The sequence below is a fragment of the Gardnerella sp. DNF01205 genome (assembly GCF_049244135.1).
In the GTDB taxonomy this organism is placed as follows: Bacteria; Actinomycetota; Actinomycetes; order Actinomycetales; family Bifidobacteriaceae; genus Bifidobacterium; species Bifidobacterium leopoldii.
On sequence record NZ_CP058378.1, the window covers coordinates 516,092 to 534,196 of the forward strand.

Below are 18,105 nucleotides of genomic sequence, written 5' to 3' on the forward strand. Positions count from 1 at the left end.
ACAATAAACGTATTTTCCTCAAAACCTGCCCACAAGGGCACTGAACAAAGGAGAAGAAAGTGAATAAATTCACTAAACAATGCGTGGCGGCATTCGCCTCGCTCGCAATGGCTGGCACGCTGTGCGTCGCCGGCGCCGTGGTGGCAAACAACTCTGCTTGGGCTGCTGGTACGCCAAGTGTTGATACTACTTTCAATACAAAGGGTAAAACAGGTTTGACCACAGATTCGCAAACTGGTGATTACCAAAAGGCTCCGTGGCTTGAACAAGCTCCAACTTCTGGTAACATCACTGTTTACAAGTGGAAGAGTGAAACTGATCAAACCGGAAACCAGAAGAAGGAAACTCCTGTCAAGGGTGCAGAATTTACTATTAAGAAGGTTAAGTCTGTCAGCGGTAAAGAACTTGATCTGACCAAGTATGACTCTTGGGTAGAGATCGCTAAGGTAGCTGATAAACTCAACAAGAATACAGCCGGTGTTGTAGTAACTGATGAGACATTTGCTGCTAATGCAGGTAAATTAACTGGCATTACAAACGATAATGGTGTTTTAAGGTTTAAGGATCTTCCACTTGGTTTATATCAGGTTCAGGAAACCAAGGCTCCTGAGGGCTATTCTGCTGCGGAAACTAAACCATTCTATATGACTTTGCCAATGATTCAGCAGGTTACTGCTGGTAACAAGAAAGATACCAAGTACAACTATTCTCCGTTCGTTGATCCTAAGAACGTTGATATCAATGATAGCGTTAAGAAGACTAAGGATACAACGAAGACTGTAGGTGCTGGAGATAATATTAGTTATACCATTACCGCAGACCTCGATAAGATTAAGGCGAAGGCTTCTGACACAATTACTGCAGATGATTTCAAAGGTTATAGCGTCTTCGATCTTGCGCCAGCTAATTACTTTACGAGCTATAACGATGTTGTAAAGAAGGTTAAGGCAGGAGATACTGAACTTAAAGTAACTGAAGATTACACAGTTAATACTGCTGAAGTTAACACTGATAAGAAGATTACAATTGATTTCACTGATAAAGGTCGTGAAAAGCTTGCTGCTGCTGCAAATGCTAGTACTGGCAAGGCTGCAAAAGTAACTGTTGAGTTGACGTTCAAACTTGTTGATACGGCTAAACTCGGTAATAGCTCTGTTACCAACAAGGGTGGTATTGTGCCATCTCACGATACTGGAACAACTCCAAGTGAAGTTAAAACTAAAGACAACCCAAAGGTAGACTTCGCTACATTCAAAATCAAGAAGGTTTCTTCTAAGGATAATTCTGTTTTGAAAGATGCAAAGTTCAGGTTGTTTGCAGTGGAATCGGAAGCGAATACTTGTGCTAAAGCCCTTAAAGAAGGTAAGAGTGGCAATGAACTTAAGAATGCTTGCGAAACTCCATCCTCTGCTGGTTTTGGCGAGAAGAAGACTGATGGGAATGGCTTAACTGAAGCTTATTCTGTTAAGCGTGCTGAAAAGTTCTATGCAGTGGAAACTGTTGCTCCAGCTGGATACATTCGTAACCCTGATGTTCATCCTATTATTGTTGATATAACTAAGACTGAGGAAACTATTACCGTTGAGAACCTTCCAGATTCAGGCAATGACGGTAAGAGCTGGCTCTTCAACCTTCCAAAGACCGGTGCTGCAGGCGTGATCATCTTCGCGTTGGCTGGCATGTGCTTGGTTGCTGTTGGTATGTTCATCTTCTTGCGCAACCGCAAGAAGGATGAAGAGCAGCAGGCTGCCTGATTGTAGTTGGTGACTGCTGAGAAAAATCAGCAGTCACTGCTGCATGAATGTAAATATCTGTTTGCATGGCATAAATATTGGAGCTGGGTGCGACTTGTTGCTCCCGGCTCTATATTTGTGCGCTTTAATTGAACTAACTAGCGAGCGCAAAATAAATAAATCGTAAATCAAATCTAAATCCAACGAAAAACCCACGAAACGAGGAAGCATGAAATTAAACGACGCTGTTGCTAAAGTATATGCTTTCCTCAACAAAATTGCCCTGAATATCCCCATCGTAAGTAAGCTTTTCAAGAATCGCACTGCTGAAACTAGTACTGCTGAAACTACCGCAATCGAAACTGCTATATCCGAAACTAATCCTGCAGATCAAAACTCTTCCGAGCAGACTTCCGCAAGCGCACAGCCCATCGTAGGCGCGCAAAAATCTAAGCAAAAATCCAAGCTCCGCCGCATCGTCGAGCCAATTGCATTCGTGTTGGCAGGCATTTTATGCTTCAGTTACCCTGTTGTTTCAACGCTTTGGAACAATCGCGTGTCGAAGGAAATTTCTAACGCGTACGACAAGTATAACCACGATCAGGCTGGTGACGTGCGCCGCGCTCACATTCGCGCCGCGAAGCTTTACAATAAAACTCGCAAAAGCAAGCTTGCCGCGGATCCGTATGGTCCGAATGGTCAAAAAGACGTAACTAACACGCCTGAATACAAGCGTTATCTTAAGGCGCTTGAGGAACCTATGGGCATTATCGGCATTGTAAAAATTCCGAAAATTGGTGTAAAACTTCCTATTTATCACGGCAGTTCGCAAGAAGTTTTGGCGCGTGGCGCTGGTCATTTGTACGGCACGGATTTGCCGGTCGGTGGCAAGAACCGCCACACAGTTATTACCGCGCACACGGGTCTTGCGGATGCAACCATGTTCGACGATTTGGTGAATTTAAAGAAGGGCGACTACTTCTACCTTGACGTGCAAGGCGAGACTTTACGATACAAAGTGTTCCGCATCAGCGTGGTTGAGCCACACGATATTAGTTTGTTGCAGCGCGAAAAGGGGCGCGACTTGGCGACTCTGCTAACGTGTACCCCGTATGGTGTGAACTCGCATAGGCTTTTGGTGACTGGGTATCGTGTGCTGCCGGACCCTGTGAAGCCGCCGGATGACCACGTGCAATGGCCGCTTTGGATGACGCTATTCGTGATTGCAATGGCGTTCTCATTGATTATTTTGTCCATGATGATTGCCGCTGCAACGTCTAAGCGAGGGCGACAGCTCGACATTCGCGGCAAGCATTTGCTGATTCTTTCGCGCAAAATGCTGCGTAAGTTGCGTCGCGAGTAGCGCGACGACTGTGCGGTGAGCGTTGTGACTGCGCGCGCTAAATCGCAGCGCTAAAGCAGGTCGTTACTAACGCAGTCACTAATCTGCACCAGTAACAAAAAACGGCAGAAACTTTACGCGCGTGTAAAGAAAAAGTCGGCTACGAGCGAAAAAACGGCAGAAACTTTACAACCGCGCGCAGTTTATGCCGCTTCCCAACTAGATTCCGGCAGAAACTTTACGCGCGCGCTGTGCTGCGCTCAAGCAGGTCGTCGCGCCTGCGTTTGGAGAGCAAAAGTAGCGCAAACCCTCCAAATGTGAGATAAGTTCCCCGCAAATGGAGTGATTCGCAGCAGATAACACTCCAAACGTGAGATAACACTCGCGCGAGTTTTGTAGGTGAGCGCGTTACTGCGCGAGCGTAAAATTTAGGCTATTTGTGCATATCGTCGGTTGGCTGAAAAATTTACGGTTTAACTTGCGAGGTGCGCCAACATTAGTTGGTAAATCAGCAATATTTTTTTAAAAAACATTGTCAAAATGCAAGGTTGTTGAAAAATTCTGTAAATTATATGTTAACTACAGATTTTTTACATGTTACTTGTGGAAAAGTGTTTGCGAGAAAATGGCGTAATTTAGCCATTTCCTTATCCTAAATATAATTTTCTCAAATTTTATTTGTGAAATTAACAAGTTAAAAAAATTTTTTCTCTTTAAACAAGTGCTAGAGTATATGAAAAATATTTTGTTGCACTTGCAAGAATGCACCATTATTTGCTGTTTGCATGGGGGGGGGTATGCCTCTTGTGCGATATTTAGCGGAAATGATTCAAACCAGCGTAACAAAAATATTTACACCCGCATGAAAAATTTTGGCAGTCAGTATGAAAGATTTTGTCAGCTGGCATGAGTTTGTGATAGTTAGAACCGAAATTTTTCCGGGATAACAACCACCATTTTGAAGGAGAGTATGTTTATGAAGTTCAAACGAACGTCATATCTGACTCGTTTAGCAGCATTAGGCGTGGCTGCGGCGACGCTTATGGTACCGCTTGGGCAAGTTCCTGCGGCATTTGCAAAAAATGATAATGAAACTAAAAAAGATGGAAATGCACTTGTCTCTAAGATGCTTGATTCATCTTTAAAAGCTAATAGTGAGATTAAGTCTATAGAAGATTTACGCCATGTTAATCCAACTCTTGCTAAAGCTTTTGAGGATTACAGTAAAAAAGATCAATTTAATAAAAATTCAAATGCTCAAGTAACTGTTGTTGTTACGTTGAAAAATTATCGTTCGCAACTCACGGATGCTGACGAAAAAGCCAACATTCATGAGCAGAATGTTTTAATTAACCGCGTAAAGTCAAAGTACAATATGACGGTTCGTCGCCAAGTTGGTTATTTAATGAGTGCTTTTGAAGCTACTCTCCCTGAAAAACACGTTCAAGATTTGAAACGTGAGCCAGGTGTAGTTTCTGTCGCAAAAGAACGTTTATATCATCCAATGGAAAATTATGCTCGCGATTTACAAGGCGTGCAGACGGTGTTTAAAAAGCATCACCTCGATGGAACCGGAATGCTTGTTTCTATTATCGATACGGGCATCGATCCAAATCATCAAGATATGAAGCTTGACGATTCAGCAAAAAAGAATCTTCGCTTGAAGCCAACTGGTAAAGGAAATACAACAGATAAAGTTCCTGCAGGTTACAATTACGCTGATGAAAATACTAATTTCACAGACGCTAATGGTGAACAGCACGGTATGCACGTTGCCGGTATTGTGGCTGCTAACGGCGATGAAAATGGTGCTCCAGCATCTGAACATCATCGTGTTGATGGCATAGCTCCAAACGCTCAGCTGCTCGCTATGAAAGTCTTCTCAAATGTGCCAGGTTCGCATGGTGCTCGTGATGTTGATATTGTTGCTGCAATCGAAGATTCTGTAAAGCTCGGCGCAGACGTTATTAACATGTCTCTTGGCTCAGATAACGGTTTCGGTGGAACGTCAAGTGCTACTAGTGTCGCGTTAAAGAAGGCTCGCGAAGCTGGTGTGCTTCCAGTTATTTCTGCAGGAAACTCCGGCTTGAACTTCTCTGAAAGCGGTGGCATAGATGATAGTTTAGGCAAGTGGGATGATGCAACTCTCGGCTCGCCATCTTCTTATCCTTCTGCTTTCAGCGTTGCTTCTGTAGAAAATTCCAACATTACTCAGCAGTCTGCAAATTGGGTTGGAAAAGATGGCAAGTCACATACTTTGCCGTACAGCTATTCTATTGGTTCTTTAACAGATGCACTATCTCAGCATGAACTTGTGGATGCTAAAAAAGCTACTAAAGCTGATGTTAAAGATCTTGATCTTACCGGTAAATATGCTCTTGTAGAACGTGGTGGAATCAGTTTTACTGAAAAGTTTAATAATGCGATTTCTAAAGGTGCTAAAGGTGTGATTGTTTACAATCACGACAAAGATTCATCCTTATTCATAGGAATGGGCGGATTGGAGAAAATCAAAAATTGCTTTGGTGCATCTATTCCTCGTTCTTATGCATTGGAAATTAAAGCAGCATTAGATAAAGGTGAGAAAGTAAAGATAGCTTTCACTGAACAATTCGTTACTATCGCCAATCCGGATGATGGGAAGCCTTCTAGCTTTACTTCTTGGGGTCCAACTCCAGAATTTGATTTTAAACCTCAGATTGCTGGTATCGGTGGTAATGTTTGGTCCACGCAGAATGGAAATAAGTACACCAGCATGTCTGGTACTTCCATGGCTGCTCCAAACGTTTCCGGTCTTTCAGCGTTGGTGATGGAAAGCTATAAGAATCGTTTCCCTGAGCTTAACAAGTCTGAAATGGCTACCCGTGTAAGCCAAGCATTAATGAATACAGCAAGTATTATTGGACATAAAGATTCTGCAAATAGTAAGAAAATTCCTTATGCTCCTCGTCAAATCGGTGCTGGCTTAGCTCAGGTAGATAAAGCTGTTGCTACTGACGTGATTGCAACAGTAAACGGCAATTCGTATGTGGCTCTTAAAAACGTGAATTCTAATCGCGAGTTTACGGTTACTTTACATAATTATGGTAAGAAGCCAGTAAAATTTGCTGTCCCAGATCAGGATGTTGTAAATGAGTCTAATGAGGTTAATAAAGATACAGTAACATCTATTAGTAATACTGAAACGTTGCAATCAAAAACGCGTAATGTTACAGTAAAGCCTGGGAAAACCGCTGATGTTAAGTTTACATTAAGCCCAAATCGTTCTAAAGGCAATCATTATATTGAAGGTTGGGTGCGATTTGAATCGCTCACTGATTCTCAACCAGATGTTTCTGTGCCATACCTTGGTTTTGTTGGAGATTGGAATGCTGAACCTATAATGGTAAAACCGGGAGAAAGCTATAGTGCAAAACATAGTGATCTTACGACATCGTTGCTTTCGGTAGCTGGTTTTATGGGTAAACTTCCGGTTAATAATGAAACTAAACCTTATGTACTTGGCGAATTTTCACCTGCAAATCAAGATGGCTGGATGGATTATGTTGTTCCATCTATGGCTATATTCCGCGGTGCATCTGACATAAAGTATTCTGTATTGGATTCTCATAATAAAACTAAGATTGTTCTTGGAACGGAACACAATGTGCATCGTTCTACTATTGCTAATGCTGGAACAACAGATGGTTTAGCTGGAAATTTCGACGGGTCTGTGTGGAATCCAAAAACAAGTAGGTTTGACATTCTTCCTGATGGATGGTACACGTATCGTATTCAAGCTCGCTTAGGAGATAAGTTTGATTGGCAAACTTATGATATGAAGGTAGCAATCGATAATCATGGACCTAAGGTCACAGTATCTGATCGTGATGATAAAGGCAATGTGAAGATTGTTATTAGTGATGAATTGAGTCCTGATCCTGGCGTGCCAACTATTCATCTTCCTGGTGTAAAGGATGCTTTGAACTATGGTGATGAAGACACTCAATGCCCGTTGAATGAAGCAACTCGTACGCGAGTGTGCAAGTCTATTCACATTGGTAATGAAGCTCAATACATAGATGTGCTTGTTCGAGACAATGCTATGAATCCAACTGAGGTTAAGAAGGTATTCGACACATATGTCCCGAATGGTTCAGGAAAACCTGAGAAGAACAAGAAGTTTATTATTCCAAATGAACAAAAACTTACTTCTCACCAAATTAAAGCAAATCAGTTAGAAGAAAGTAAGACTAACCCAGATATTAATGGTAAGTTCTATCTTGAGGGATATCTCACTAAAGATGTTGCTTCTATAAAAGCTTATGTGACTCCTAAAGACGGTAAAAAGCAGGAAGTCAAATTAGCTAAAAAGCGCAAGGGTGAGAATACTTTCTATGCGTTTGTGCCACTGAAAAATGGCAAAAATACTGTAATGCTTAAAGCTCTTAATAGTAATGGTGACCGTATTGGCAATAAGAAACTTGAGTTAACGTTCAATGCGCAAACACCTAAGATTACTGTTAATGGCTTAGATGATAAGGGTAATTTGCCTGTAAGTTCAGATGGTAAAGTAACTGTTGCTGGTAAAGTAACTGATACTCCTGGAGATACTGTAAAGCTAAAGCTTACTTATCAAAAGGCTGCTGACAACACTACTCCAGCTAATGCAGTTGCTGGTTCTGTAAACAATCATGCTTCTGGTTCTGCTTCTGGATCTACTATTAAAGCTGTTTCTGGTGCTAATACAACTTCAGCAACGAGTATTGATGCAAATGTAAAGAAAGCAGATACAGCTGCAGCTAGTAAAGAAACTGAAGAAGTAGTAACTGTTGGCAAAGACGGTAGTTTCAAAACAGTTATTACTCCTGCCGCTAAAGCTGTTATGGTAACTCTTGTAGCTACTGATTCTGCTGAAAACACTACAACTATAGGTTTGGCTCTCGCTGGTCGTTCAACTCCTACGCCTAAACCTGCAGCTGCAACAAAAGATTTCGTGCTTACTAATGCTGGCTCTATGGGTGCTTATGCGTGGTTAATTCATAAGAAGAATTATGGTCCAGACGTTATTGGCTCTGATTACTTTGTTGCTCAAGGTGATGTGAGTTCCAAGGTGACTAGCGTGGTGTTTACTCCAGCTTCGCGTTTTGATGCTACAACTAAAAATCTTGTAACTCCAAACCCATTGCGTGCTGAAATTAAGAACGGAAAGTTTAGTGTGAAGCTTCCAATGCATCCGGGTATAAATGATTTCCGCTTGCAGGTGAATACTAAAGCAGATGACGAAGATGCTGATGAAGACGATGAAACGAATGTAATCGATACTCCTGCAGCATTCTACTTCGACATTACGCCTCCAACAGCACATTTCGATACTCCGAAACTGTATGGTCACACGTTGTTCACCAATCGTGACACAGTGACTTTCAGTGGAAATGTATCAGATGATGCTTTCGGTCAAAGTTTGCGAATTAACAACGATTCCGTTGGTGATTTCTACACTTTGGATACGAATGGTAAAGAAACAACTCGTCGTCAATTCTCAACTGACATTCCAGTAGACAATGGTGATAAGTTGCTGCTGCACTTAAGTGATCAGGTTGAATCTCATTTACTTGGTGTGATTCCAGTTGTTCTTGACGAAACGGATCCTACTGTTGAAGCAGGTTTGGTTGAAGGTGAAGAAATCGATGATGGTCACGAAATTACTGTTAAAGCAAAAGATGATAATTTGAAGTCTTTGCGCGTTATGGTTGATGGTCATCCAGTAGCATATACAGAAAATTATCTTCCAACTACAGCAGTAGAGGATACATTAGTGGATGTTTCTAAGGTTAACGATAATCCAACTCCAGATAAGCCAGGTTCTACAACATTAACGTTGAAGATTCCTACTAAGAAGTTGACTGATGGTTCTCACACTATCACCATTGAGGCGACCGATTTTGCCGGTAATACAGCAAGCGCCACAAGTGATAATGCAAAGGGAGCTACTGCATATACATTCAAAGTGAAGCATGGTGTGAAGCCTGGTGAGGATCCGTCTAAGCCTAGCGAGAATCCAACGAAGCCTGGCGAGAATCCAACGAAGCCTGGCGAGGATCCGGCTAAGCCAAAGAATCCAGGAACCAAGGATGAATCAACTCAAACTGATTCTGCCCCAATTCCTCCTGCTTCTACAGAAAAGATCTCAAAGACTATTGCTGGCTTAGACACCAAGAATGTTACAGCTGGAAAGGAAGTAAAGATTTATGTTTCTGGACAGCCTGCAGCTTTGAAGAATGCTAAAGCCAATGCTCGCATGTATGCGTTCATTTACTCTGATCCTAAGGATCTTAAGGGTGAAGATGGTCATGAATATGTGACAGTGCGTACTGATGAGAACGGTAAGTACTATTTCAAGGTTTTGATTCCTAGCGGATATTCAGGTAAGCACACAATCTTACTTATGGATGCAAATGGTAACCAGATTGCTTCTGGAGAGGTGTCTGTATCTTCCTCTGCTTCTTCTGATAGTGGCAGCCAAACTGATTCTGATAATAAGAATAATCAGAATAATCAGAACCAGAGTGGTAGCGGTAATACTGGTAACGCTGGTAATACTGGTAATACTGGTAATAGCGAAGGTGGAAGCTCAGGTCACGGTAACGGTAGTGGCAACAACGGTGGCAGCACTAGCGGTAATACCAGCGGTGATACCAACAATAATAGCCGCGATAAGAATCATGGTGGTAGCCGTGGTGGTAATCACAGCGGTAACCGTGGGGGTAACAATAGTAGCAACCACGGCGGTAATCATGGTGGAAAATCCTTCACTACTGGAGGTAATTCCAGTAATAATTCGGAGTCGTCCTCAAAGGATGATGCGGATTCTACTAATGCAGGCGCATCCGCTGCATCCGTCGATGCCGCTGCCAATGGCAATGCAAGTTCTGCCAATGGCAATGCAAGTTCTGCCAATGGCAACGCAAGTGCTGCGAATGCTAACGCTGCTGCAAAGCAGAAGGCTGCTGCTAAGTCTGCCGCCAAGAAGATGACTTCTGATTTGGCGATGACTGGTAGCAGTGTGATTGGCATGGTTGTGACGTTTATGGTGCTGCTTGCAAGCGGTGCTGTAACGTTTAAAACTCGCAGCCGTCATGTGCACGCAAGCAAGTAAATAAACAAAATAAATAAATAACATAAATAAACAAAGAGCACTTTTCATCTTCTAGTAAGATGGGAGTGCTCTTTTTGTATGTAATATATTTTGGAGAATAATCCATAGTTTGTTTTACATATTAATTTGCTTCATCATTCATTCACGTGGATACTCGTTCGTTCTCCAAATGTGAGACAAGTTCCCCGTGTTTGGAGCAAAACACAACCTAAAACCCTCCAAATGTGAGAAACTTTCCTCGCTTTTGGAGTACCACACAAACCTATGTTTAGTAAACCCACCATCCAAAAACAACTGAGCTCTTGTTCTAAACAAACAAGAGCTCAATGAAATCACGTGTAGGAGCAACCTACACAGGTAAATTAGAGTTTACCACATCCCCTTAGAATTTGCGTTTGTCATGTTATATTTCGTGGCGAATGTCAAACTAAATGTGCAATAATGTACAATATTTTCATGTCTGCTAATACATTTTTTACTTTGCAAGAAGCGCAACAATTTTGTGGCGTGGCTAGATTTAATCGTTATATGCGCGATGCAAATAATGATTTAGGTACAGCTATGCTCATATGCAAATCGAATCATGAATTAGCAGGAATATTGCATGAGCAGATTGGATACGTAGAAATATGCGTGCGTAATTCAATTGATTTAGAACTTCGTAAACTTGCGTTGAAAGAAAAGCAAAATGAGGAATGGACCAATCCTCTGTATACGCCAGATTTGGTTAAAGATTTGATTGAAAATCAAGTCAAGCAAGCGAGAGAAATCGCAGTTCACTCGCATGATGGTAGAAGCGTAAATCATGATGACATTTTATCTAAACTCATGTGGGGAACATGGGTAAAGCTTGTTGGATCTTCAGAAACAAAAAATAGCAATCGCATTCAACAAAAACTTTGGAAAGATGCTGTAGGCAATGCGTTTCCATTTGTGAACTGTTCAAAAATGAATAAAGAGTACGATGAGGATAGAAGAATAATAGCAAAAAATCTTATTTATATTAAAGAGATTAGGAATAAAGCAGCTCATTTTGATAATTTATATAACATAGCTAGGGGAAAGAGGAATCTTACGAACGCACTGTTTACGCTACTTCATGCGGTTAATAAGTCGTTTACAACTGGATGGATTGATCCCTCAAAAATACGTAAAGCTGCTAATAAATATTTGGAACTGATGGTTGGTGTTGATGATTAATACTGATGGTTGGTGTTGATGAAGTAAGCGGTATGAAAGCAAATGCGTAAATTGTGCGAACTACCTGCCTGAGCGCGCGCAATGCTGCGCTCAAGCAAGTCGTCGCGTCCGTGTTTGGAGGGCTTTGGTGGGTTTTTGCTCAAATGCGAGGTAACGCTCTCACCGTGTAAAGTTTCGGTCAGTTGTGCCTATCGTTGGTTGGCTGAAAAATTTACGGTTTAACTTGCGAGGTGCGCCAACATTAGTTGGTAAATCGGCAATATTTTTTTAAAAAACATTGTCAAAATGCAAGGTTGTTGAAAAATTCTGTAAATTATATGTTAACTACAGATTTTTTACATGTTACTTGTGGAAAGGTGTTTGCGAGAAAATGGCGTAATTTAGCCATTTTCCTATCCTAAATATAATTTTTTCAAATTTTATTTGTGAAATTAACAAGTTAAAAAAGTTTTTTCTCTTTAAACAAGTGCTAGAGTATATGAAAAATATTTTGTTGCACTTGCAAAAATGCACCATTATTTGCTGTTTGCATGGGGGGGGGGTATGCCTCTTGTGCGATATTTAGCGGAAATGATTCAAACCAGCGTAACAAAAATATTTACACCCGTATGAAAGATTTTGGCAGCCAGTATGAAAGATTTTGTCAGCTGGCTTGAGTTTGTTATAGCTAGAACCGAAATTTTTCCGGGATAACAACCACCATTTTGAAGGAGAGTATGTTTATGAAGTTCAAACGAACGTCATATCTGACTCGTTTAGCAGCATTAGGCGTGGCTGCGGCGACGCTTATGGTACCGCTTGGTACAGCAAATGCTAAAGACAATAGTGCTGAGAACAATAATCTCGCACAAGTTGTAAATCAAAAGAATAAGAATAAGAAGAATAAAACTACTAAATATCTTGATCCTAAGATTGTTAGCAGAATAGTTAATAATCCATTTAATAGGACTGGTACTTCTAATAAGCCTGTTACTGTTATCGTTACTTTGAAGAAACAGCCAAAACTTCCTTCGGAACAAGCTGAAGACAGTAATAAAGTTGACCAGAATCGTCTTATTGGAAAATGGTCTTCAAAATATGGCATGACAGTACGTCGCCAATTTGGTTACCTGATGAATGGTTTTGAAGCAACATTACCAGCTAACAAAGTTGCGGCTTTACGTCATGAACATGAAGTAGCTTCTGTTGCAAAAGAACGTTTGTATTATCCTCTTGAAAATTATGCTCGCGGTTTGCAGGGTGTAAATGAAGAATTTAAGAAGCGTGGACTTGATGGAACTGGAATGCTTGTGGCTATCATCGACACTGGTATTGATCCAAGTCACCATGATATGAAGCTTGATTTCAAAGCTGAAAAAGCTCGTAAGATTCAGAAGACATTCCCGTCTAATGGTGTAAAGTTCACCAATAAAGTTCCTGCTGGATTCAACTATGCTGATGAAAACTACACTATTACAGATAGTGGTGCAGAGCAGCATGGCATGCACGTAGCTGGTATTGTGGCAGCTAATGGTGATGATGAGAATAAGCCAGCTGATAAAAACGGTCATATTAACGGCATTGCTCCAAATGCTCAGCTACTTGCAATGAAAGTATTTTCAAATAAGCCGGGAGCGCACGGAGCTCGTGATGCTGATATAGTTGCTGCAATTGAGGATTCTGTAAAGCTTCATGCAGACGTTATTAACATGTCTCTCGGCTCAGATAACGGTTTTGGTGGAACTTCTAACGCTACATCTCTCGCTTTAAAGAAGGCTCGCGAAGCTGGTGTGCTTCCAGTTATTTCTGCAGGAAACTCCGGTTTAAGCTTCTCTACATCTGGAGGAACTAATGATGCATTAGGAAAGTGGGATGATGCAACTCTCGGCTCGCCATCTTCTTATCCTTCTGCTTTCAGCGTTGCTTCTGTAGAAAATTCTTATATTATTCAAACCGCTGGTTCATATACGGATAAAGCTAATAAGACAACTGAGATTCCTTACTCTATAGCCTCAGGAAAAGCTGATGGTAAAGAACATGAGATTGTGAATATCGGTCTTGGCAAAAAAGATGAAGTTAAGGATTTGAATCTTCACGGAAAGTACGCTTTAGTTGAACGTGGCGCAATAGCATTTAGTGAAAAATTCCAGAATGCTATTGATAAGGGTGCTGATGGTGTAATCGTTTATAACAAAGCTGGCGATTCGGCACAGTTCCTCGGCATGGCTGGAGTTGATAAGTTCACATGCTTTGGAGCATCAATTCGTCGTGAAGATGCTTTAAAGATTGTTGATGCACTCAAAGCTAATGCAAGTGGTACAGTTAAGGTTTCCTTCTCTGATAAGACAATGGGCATTGCAAATCCTGATAAGTTGCATCCTTCTAGCTTTACTTCTTGGGGTCCAACGCCAGAACTTGATTTTAAGCCTCATATTGCTGGCATCGGCGGTAACGTGTGGTCTACTCAGAACAACAACAAGTACACTAATATGTCTGGTACTTCTATGGCTGCTCCAAACGTTTCCGGTCTTTCAGCTTTGGTGATGGAAAGCTATATGAAGCGTTTCCCTAAGCTTTCTCCAAAAGATCGTGCTACTCGTGTTGAACAAGCCTTGATGAATACGGCTGAGATTCTCAATAATTCCAGCAATGTACCATTTGCTCCCCGTCAAATCGGCGCTGGCTTAGCTCAGGTTGATAAAGCTGTTGCTACTAACGTGATTGCAACAGTCAATGGCAATTCGTACGTGGCTCTACGCCAGGTTAATGGAGATCGTAAGTTCACTGTTAAACTGCATAATTATGGAGATAAGGCTGTAACTTATGAAGTTCCTAAACAAAATGTTGTTAATGAATCTAATAATGCTAATGCAGAAACTACTACCTCTATTAGCTCAGAAACATTAGCTTCTTCGATTAATACAGTTACAGTAGATCCTAAGTCAGAAAAGGAAGTAGAGTTTACATTAACTCCAGACGTGACTCGCGACCATTATGTTGAAGGTTGGGCGCGTTTTACTTCAAAGACTTCTGGGGAACCAGATTTGGCTGTTCCATATCTTGGCTTTGTTGGCAATTGGGATAAGGAACCAATTCTTGTAAAGCCTGGCGAAGAGTATCTTCAAAATGCAATTAATATGACTACTTCGCTGATTGCCGAAAGTTATTTTGGTGATGTGCAAGTTAATGATGAAGCTCCTGGTCATTTAGAATTTTCTCCAAATGGTGATGAGTTATTCGATAAGATACGACCATCATTAGCATTATTCCGTAATGCAAGTTTAATACAGTATTCTGTTTTGGATAATTCTGGTAAGACTGTTGCAGAAGTAGGAGAGGAACATGACGTTTCTCGTTCTAATTTCTCAGAATTATTACGTGATCCAAGAGCATTAAATAGTTCTATTGATTTTGATGGAACTATTTATGATAAGACATCTACTGATATTGCGCATTTTAATAAGAAACTTCCTGATGGCAAATATATTTATCGAGTAAAAGCTTGCTTGACTAAGGATATGTGCCAGACGACTGATATGCATTTTAACCTTGATACTAAAGCTCCAACCGTTACAATTAGCGAACCTGATAATGATGGTACAATCACCATTACAGCTCATGATGAGTTAAGTGAAACGTTGAGTGATCCAGGTGTAAAAGTTAATGGTAACAGTGATTATGTCAAGGTTGATGAGAAGGACTGCAGCGAAACTCATGACGCAAATGGCTATACTCGCACTTGCAAAGTTAATGTAGGTAAGGATGCTTATTACGTCAATGTCAGTTTGCATGATGGCGGTTTCAATGAAACCAATACTTCCAAAGTGTTTAAGGGATTTGCTAATAAAAAGATTCTCATAAATAATGAGGTTAATCTTAAGAATATTGGCATTAAGGATGTCACTGCTAAAAAAGATAACGGTGTTGATAAATACAGCATCGAAATCTCTGGACGTATTGCTGATGGTTGCAAGGATGTGAAAGCTTATGTTCAATCAGGAACTGAAGCAGAAAAAGAATTAGCTGTTAAGACAGATGATTCTGAATTTAGCTTTACTGCCCCTATTAAACAAGGTGCTAATACAATAAAAGTTAAAGCAAAAGGTTCTGATGGTAAAGAAGTAGTTGAAACTCTTGCAACTAATTTCGACGGAAAAGCACCAACAATTAAACTAACTAATGCAGATAGTAATGGGAATGTAACAATTGACCAAACTGGTGCAGTAGAAGTTAAAGGTGAAGTTAAGGACGATACTAATCCAAAGCAGAATCTTACGTTTACTGTCAAGTATAGTAAAGATGAGGTTGTTGATGGTGAAGTCCAGAGTGAACAAGTGGAAGAGCCTGTAAATGTTGCTACTGATGGCTCATTTACTGTAAAAGTTATTCCATCTGCTAGTACATATTCAGTTACCTTGGTTGCTAATGATGGAGTTAACACAGCTACTCAGAATGTAGGTTTCGCTAATCGCGTTATGCCAACAAAGACAGAGCCAAAGCTTTATAATATTTCACTGAGTAATGCTAATAGCTTAGGAGCATACAACTGGATTGTTCCTGGAAATAGTGGTACTTCGCTCGATTCATTCACCGCAAACGGCAAAGTAAGTAACAAAGCTACAGAAATACTATTTACAAAAGCTAATCGAGTTAAAGATGATGGTTCGGGGTATGAGGATTTTGATCCTATAGCTGCAACAATCACTAAGTCCACTAATGCAAATGCTGATTCTACATTCACGGTAACTCTGCCAATGCATCCTGGAATAAATGACTTTAGGATGATTGTCAAAGAGGGAAGTGATGTGGTATTAGACACTCCAGTTGCTTTCTACTTCGACAGACAGGCTCCAGAAGTAATGTTTAGTACTCCAAAGTTGCATGGCGGCAGAATATTCACTAATAATGACACTGTGAAATTCAAGGGTGTTATTAGTGATGATTTTGCTGGCTATACTCTTAAGATTAATAATCTTATTGCTTCAGACAACTTCAGTACTGATTCTAAAGGCAAAGAAACTAATGCTCAGAGCTTCGATAGAGATGTTGAAGTTAAAAATGGAGAGTTTGTGTTAATCCAAGCCATCGATCAGATGTCTAGCGCACTGTATGGTCGTGCTCCTGTTGTTGTTGATAAGGATGCTCCTTCTGTGACACTTGGAATAAAGGACAATGATCATGTTGAAGCAAATCATAAGATTTCTGTAACAGCTAAAGATGATCATTTGAAGTTATTGCGAGTGAAGATTGATGGTAAAGAAGTAAATCATGCAAGTAATGGTCTTAAAGAAACGGATATTAAGCTGAGTAAGAATAATCCTTACGATGCTACTTTTGCCGATCTGAAAGATCTGAAGGATCCGCTGAAGGTAGATGTTGATTTCAATTCACTTTCTGCCGGAAAGCACTTAATCACAGTTGAAGCTGTTGATTATGCTGGTAACGTTGCAACGAAGAATACTTCCGCAGAATTCTTCGTTGAAAAGAAGTCGAATGATGGTCATGGAAACGATCATGGTTCCTCTTCTGTAACTGTCAATCCTCCTTCCGCTTCAACTCCAGCACCTAAAGCTCCTGAATCTACCGCAAAGCTAGATCAGTCGCTTAAGGGAAGCCTTGTTGCTGGTGAACACATGAATGATGTTGTTCGTGCTGGTAAGAGCAATCCTGTGAAGTTGTATTTCGCTGGCATGGATGCTCCTGCTAAGGGTGATGCTGGCTCTAAGTCTCACAAGACTAAGGTCTCTTCTGCCACGAGCGAGTTCATCAAGGAACTTAAGAAAAACAAGGTTGCTTACGCTTATGCTTACATGTATTCTTCGCCTGTGTTATTGAAGGGCGCAGATGGATCTAAGTATGTGAAAGTAACTTTGGATAAGAATGGTCAACCTCAGTTTAATGTTGTGATTCCAGCTGGCTACTTCGGTAAGCATACGATTGTTTTGCTTAACGATAAAGGTGAGCAGCTTGCTTGGGCTAACGTGTGGGTTGTTCCTGAGAATGCTACAGCGTTCGATGAAACAGTTGCAGAGATTAACCTGAAGTATTCGGAGCTTCATTCTGGTACTGGATTCGGCAACGGGCTTGGTACTGGATTTGGTAACGGATTAGGTGCTGGTTCTGGATTTGGCACATTTACTGGCACTACTTACGTTGGTACAGACGGAAATGCCGCCAGCGGAAGTGGTAGCGCAGGTGCTGCATCCGGCGATGCTGCTGCCAATGGCAACGCAAGTGCTGCGAATGCTAACGCTGCTGCAAAGCAGAAGGCTGCTGAAAAGGAGCAAGCTGCCGCTAAGTCTGCCGCCAAGAAGATGACTTCTGACTTGGCGATGACTGGTAGCAGTGTGATTGGCATGGTTGTGACGTTTATGGTGTTGCTTGCAAGCGGTGCTGTAACGTTTAAAACTCGCCGCCATCATGCGCACGCAAGCAAGTAAATAAACAAAATAAGTAAAAAAGTAAATAAACAAAGAGCACTCTTCATCTTCTAGTAAGGTGGGAGTGCTCTTTTTGTATGTAATATATTTTGTGGAATAACCTGAATAACCCATATTTTGTTGTATGTAATATATTGCGAATATTCTAATTGCTCCATAAATTTTAAGGTTAAAATAACGTAATTTTAGATATTTTTCGCAAAATCTTTTAAATCTTAAATAGTGGTTGAAATCTGCCTTGGGGGGGGGGTATAGTTGCAAGAACTGTGGCTG

Annotated in this window: 5 protein-coding genes; all 5 read left to right on the forward strand. The window is 41.0% G+C overall.

The window, feature by feature from the left end; genetic code table 11:
- Positions 1 to 59: 59 nt before the first annotated feature.
- The 5 genes from HXT47_RS02250 to HXT47_RS02270 all read left to right on the forward strand — a co-directional run bounded on the left by HXT47_RS02250 (position 60) and on the right by HXT47_RS02270 (position 17,832).
- Positions 60 to 1,754: a SpaH/EbpB family LPXTG-anchored major pilin gene (locus HXT47_RS02250; protein ID WP_421789213.1), complete on the forward strand. Its 1,695-nt coding sequence runs from the start codon at positions 60 to 62 to the stop codon at positions 1,752 to 1,754.
- Between the two features lie 208 nt (positions 1,755 to 1,962).
- On the forward strand, positions 1,963 to 3,096 hold the full coding sequence (locus tag HXT47_RS02255; protein WP_421789215.1) for a class C sortase: 1,134 nt from the start codon (positions 1,963 to 1,965) through the stop codon (positions 3,094 to 3,096).
- 955 nt (positions 3,097 to 4,051) lie between these two features.
- Entirely contained in the window at positions 4,052 to 10,213 is a 6,162-nt protein-coding gene (locus tag HXT47_RS02260; protein WP_421789217.1) for a S8 family serine peptidase, read from the forward strand.
- Positions 10,214 to 10,669: 456 nt separating this feature from the next.
- On the forward strand, positions 10,670 to 11,413 hold the full coding sequence (locus HXT47_RS02265; protein ID WP_421789219.1) for an Abi family protein: 744 nt from the start codon (positions 10,670 to 10,672) through the stop codon (positions 11,411 to 11,413).
- A 722-nt stretch (positions 11,414 to 12,135) separates the two neighbouring features.
- Entirely contained in the window at positions 12,136 to 17,832 is a 5,697-nt protein-coding gene (locus tag HXT47_RS02270; protein WP_421789221.1) for a S8 family serine peptidase, read from the forward strand.
- Positions 17,833 to 18,105: the final 273 nt, after the last annotated feature.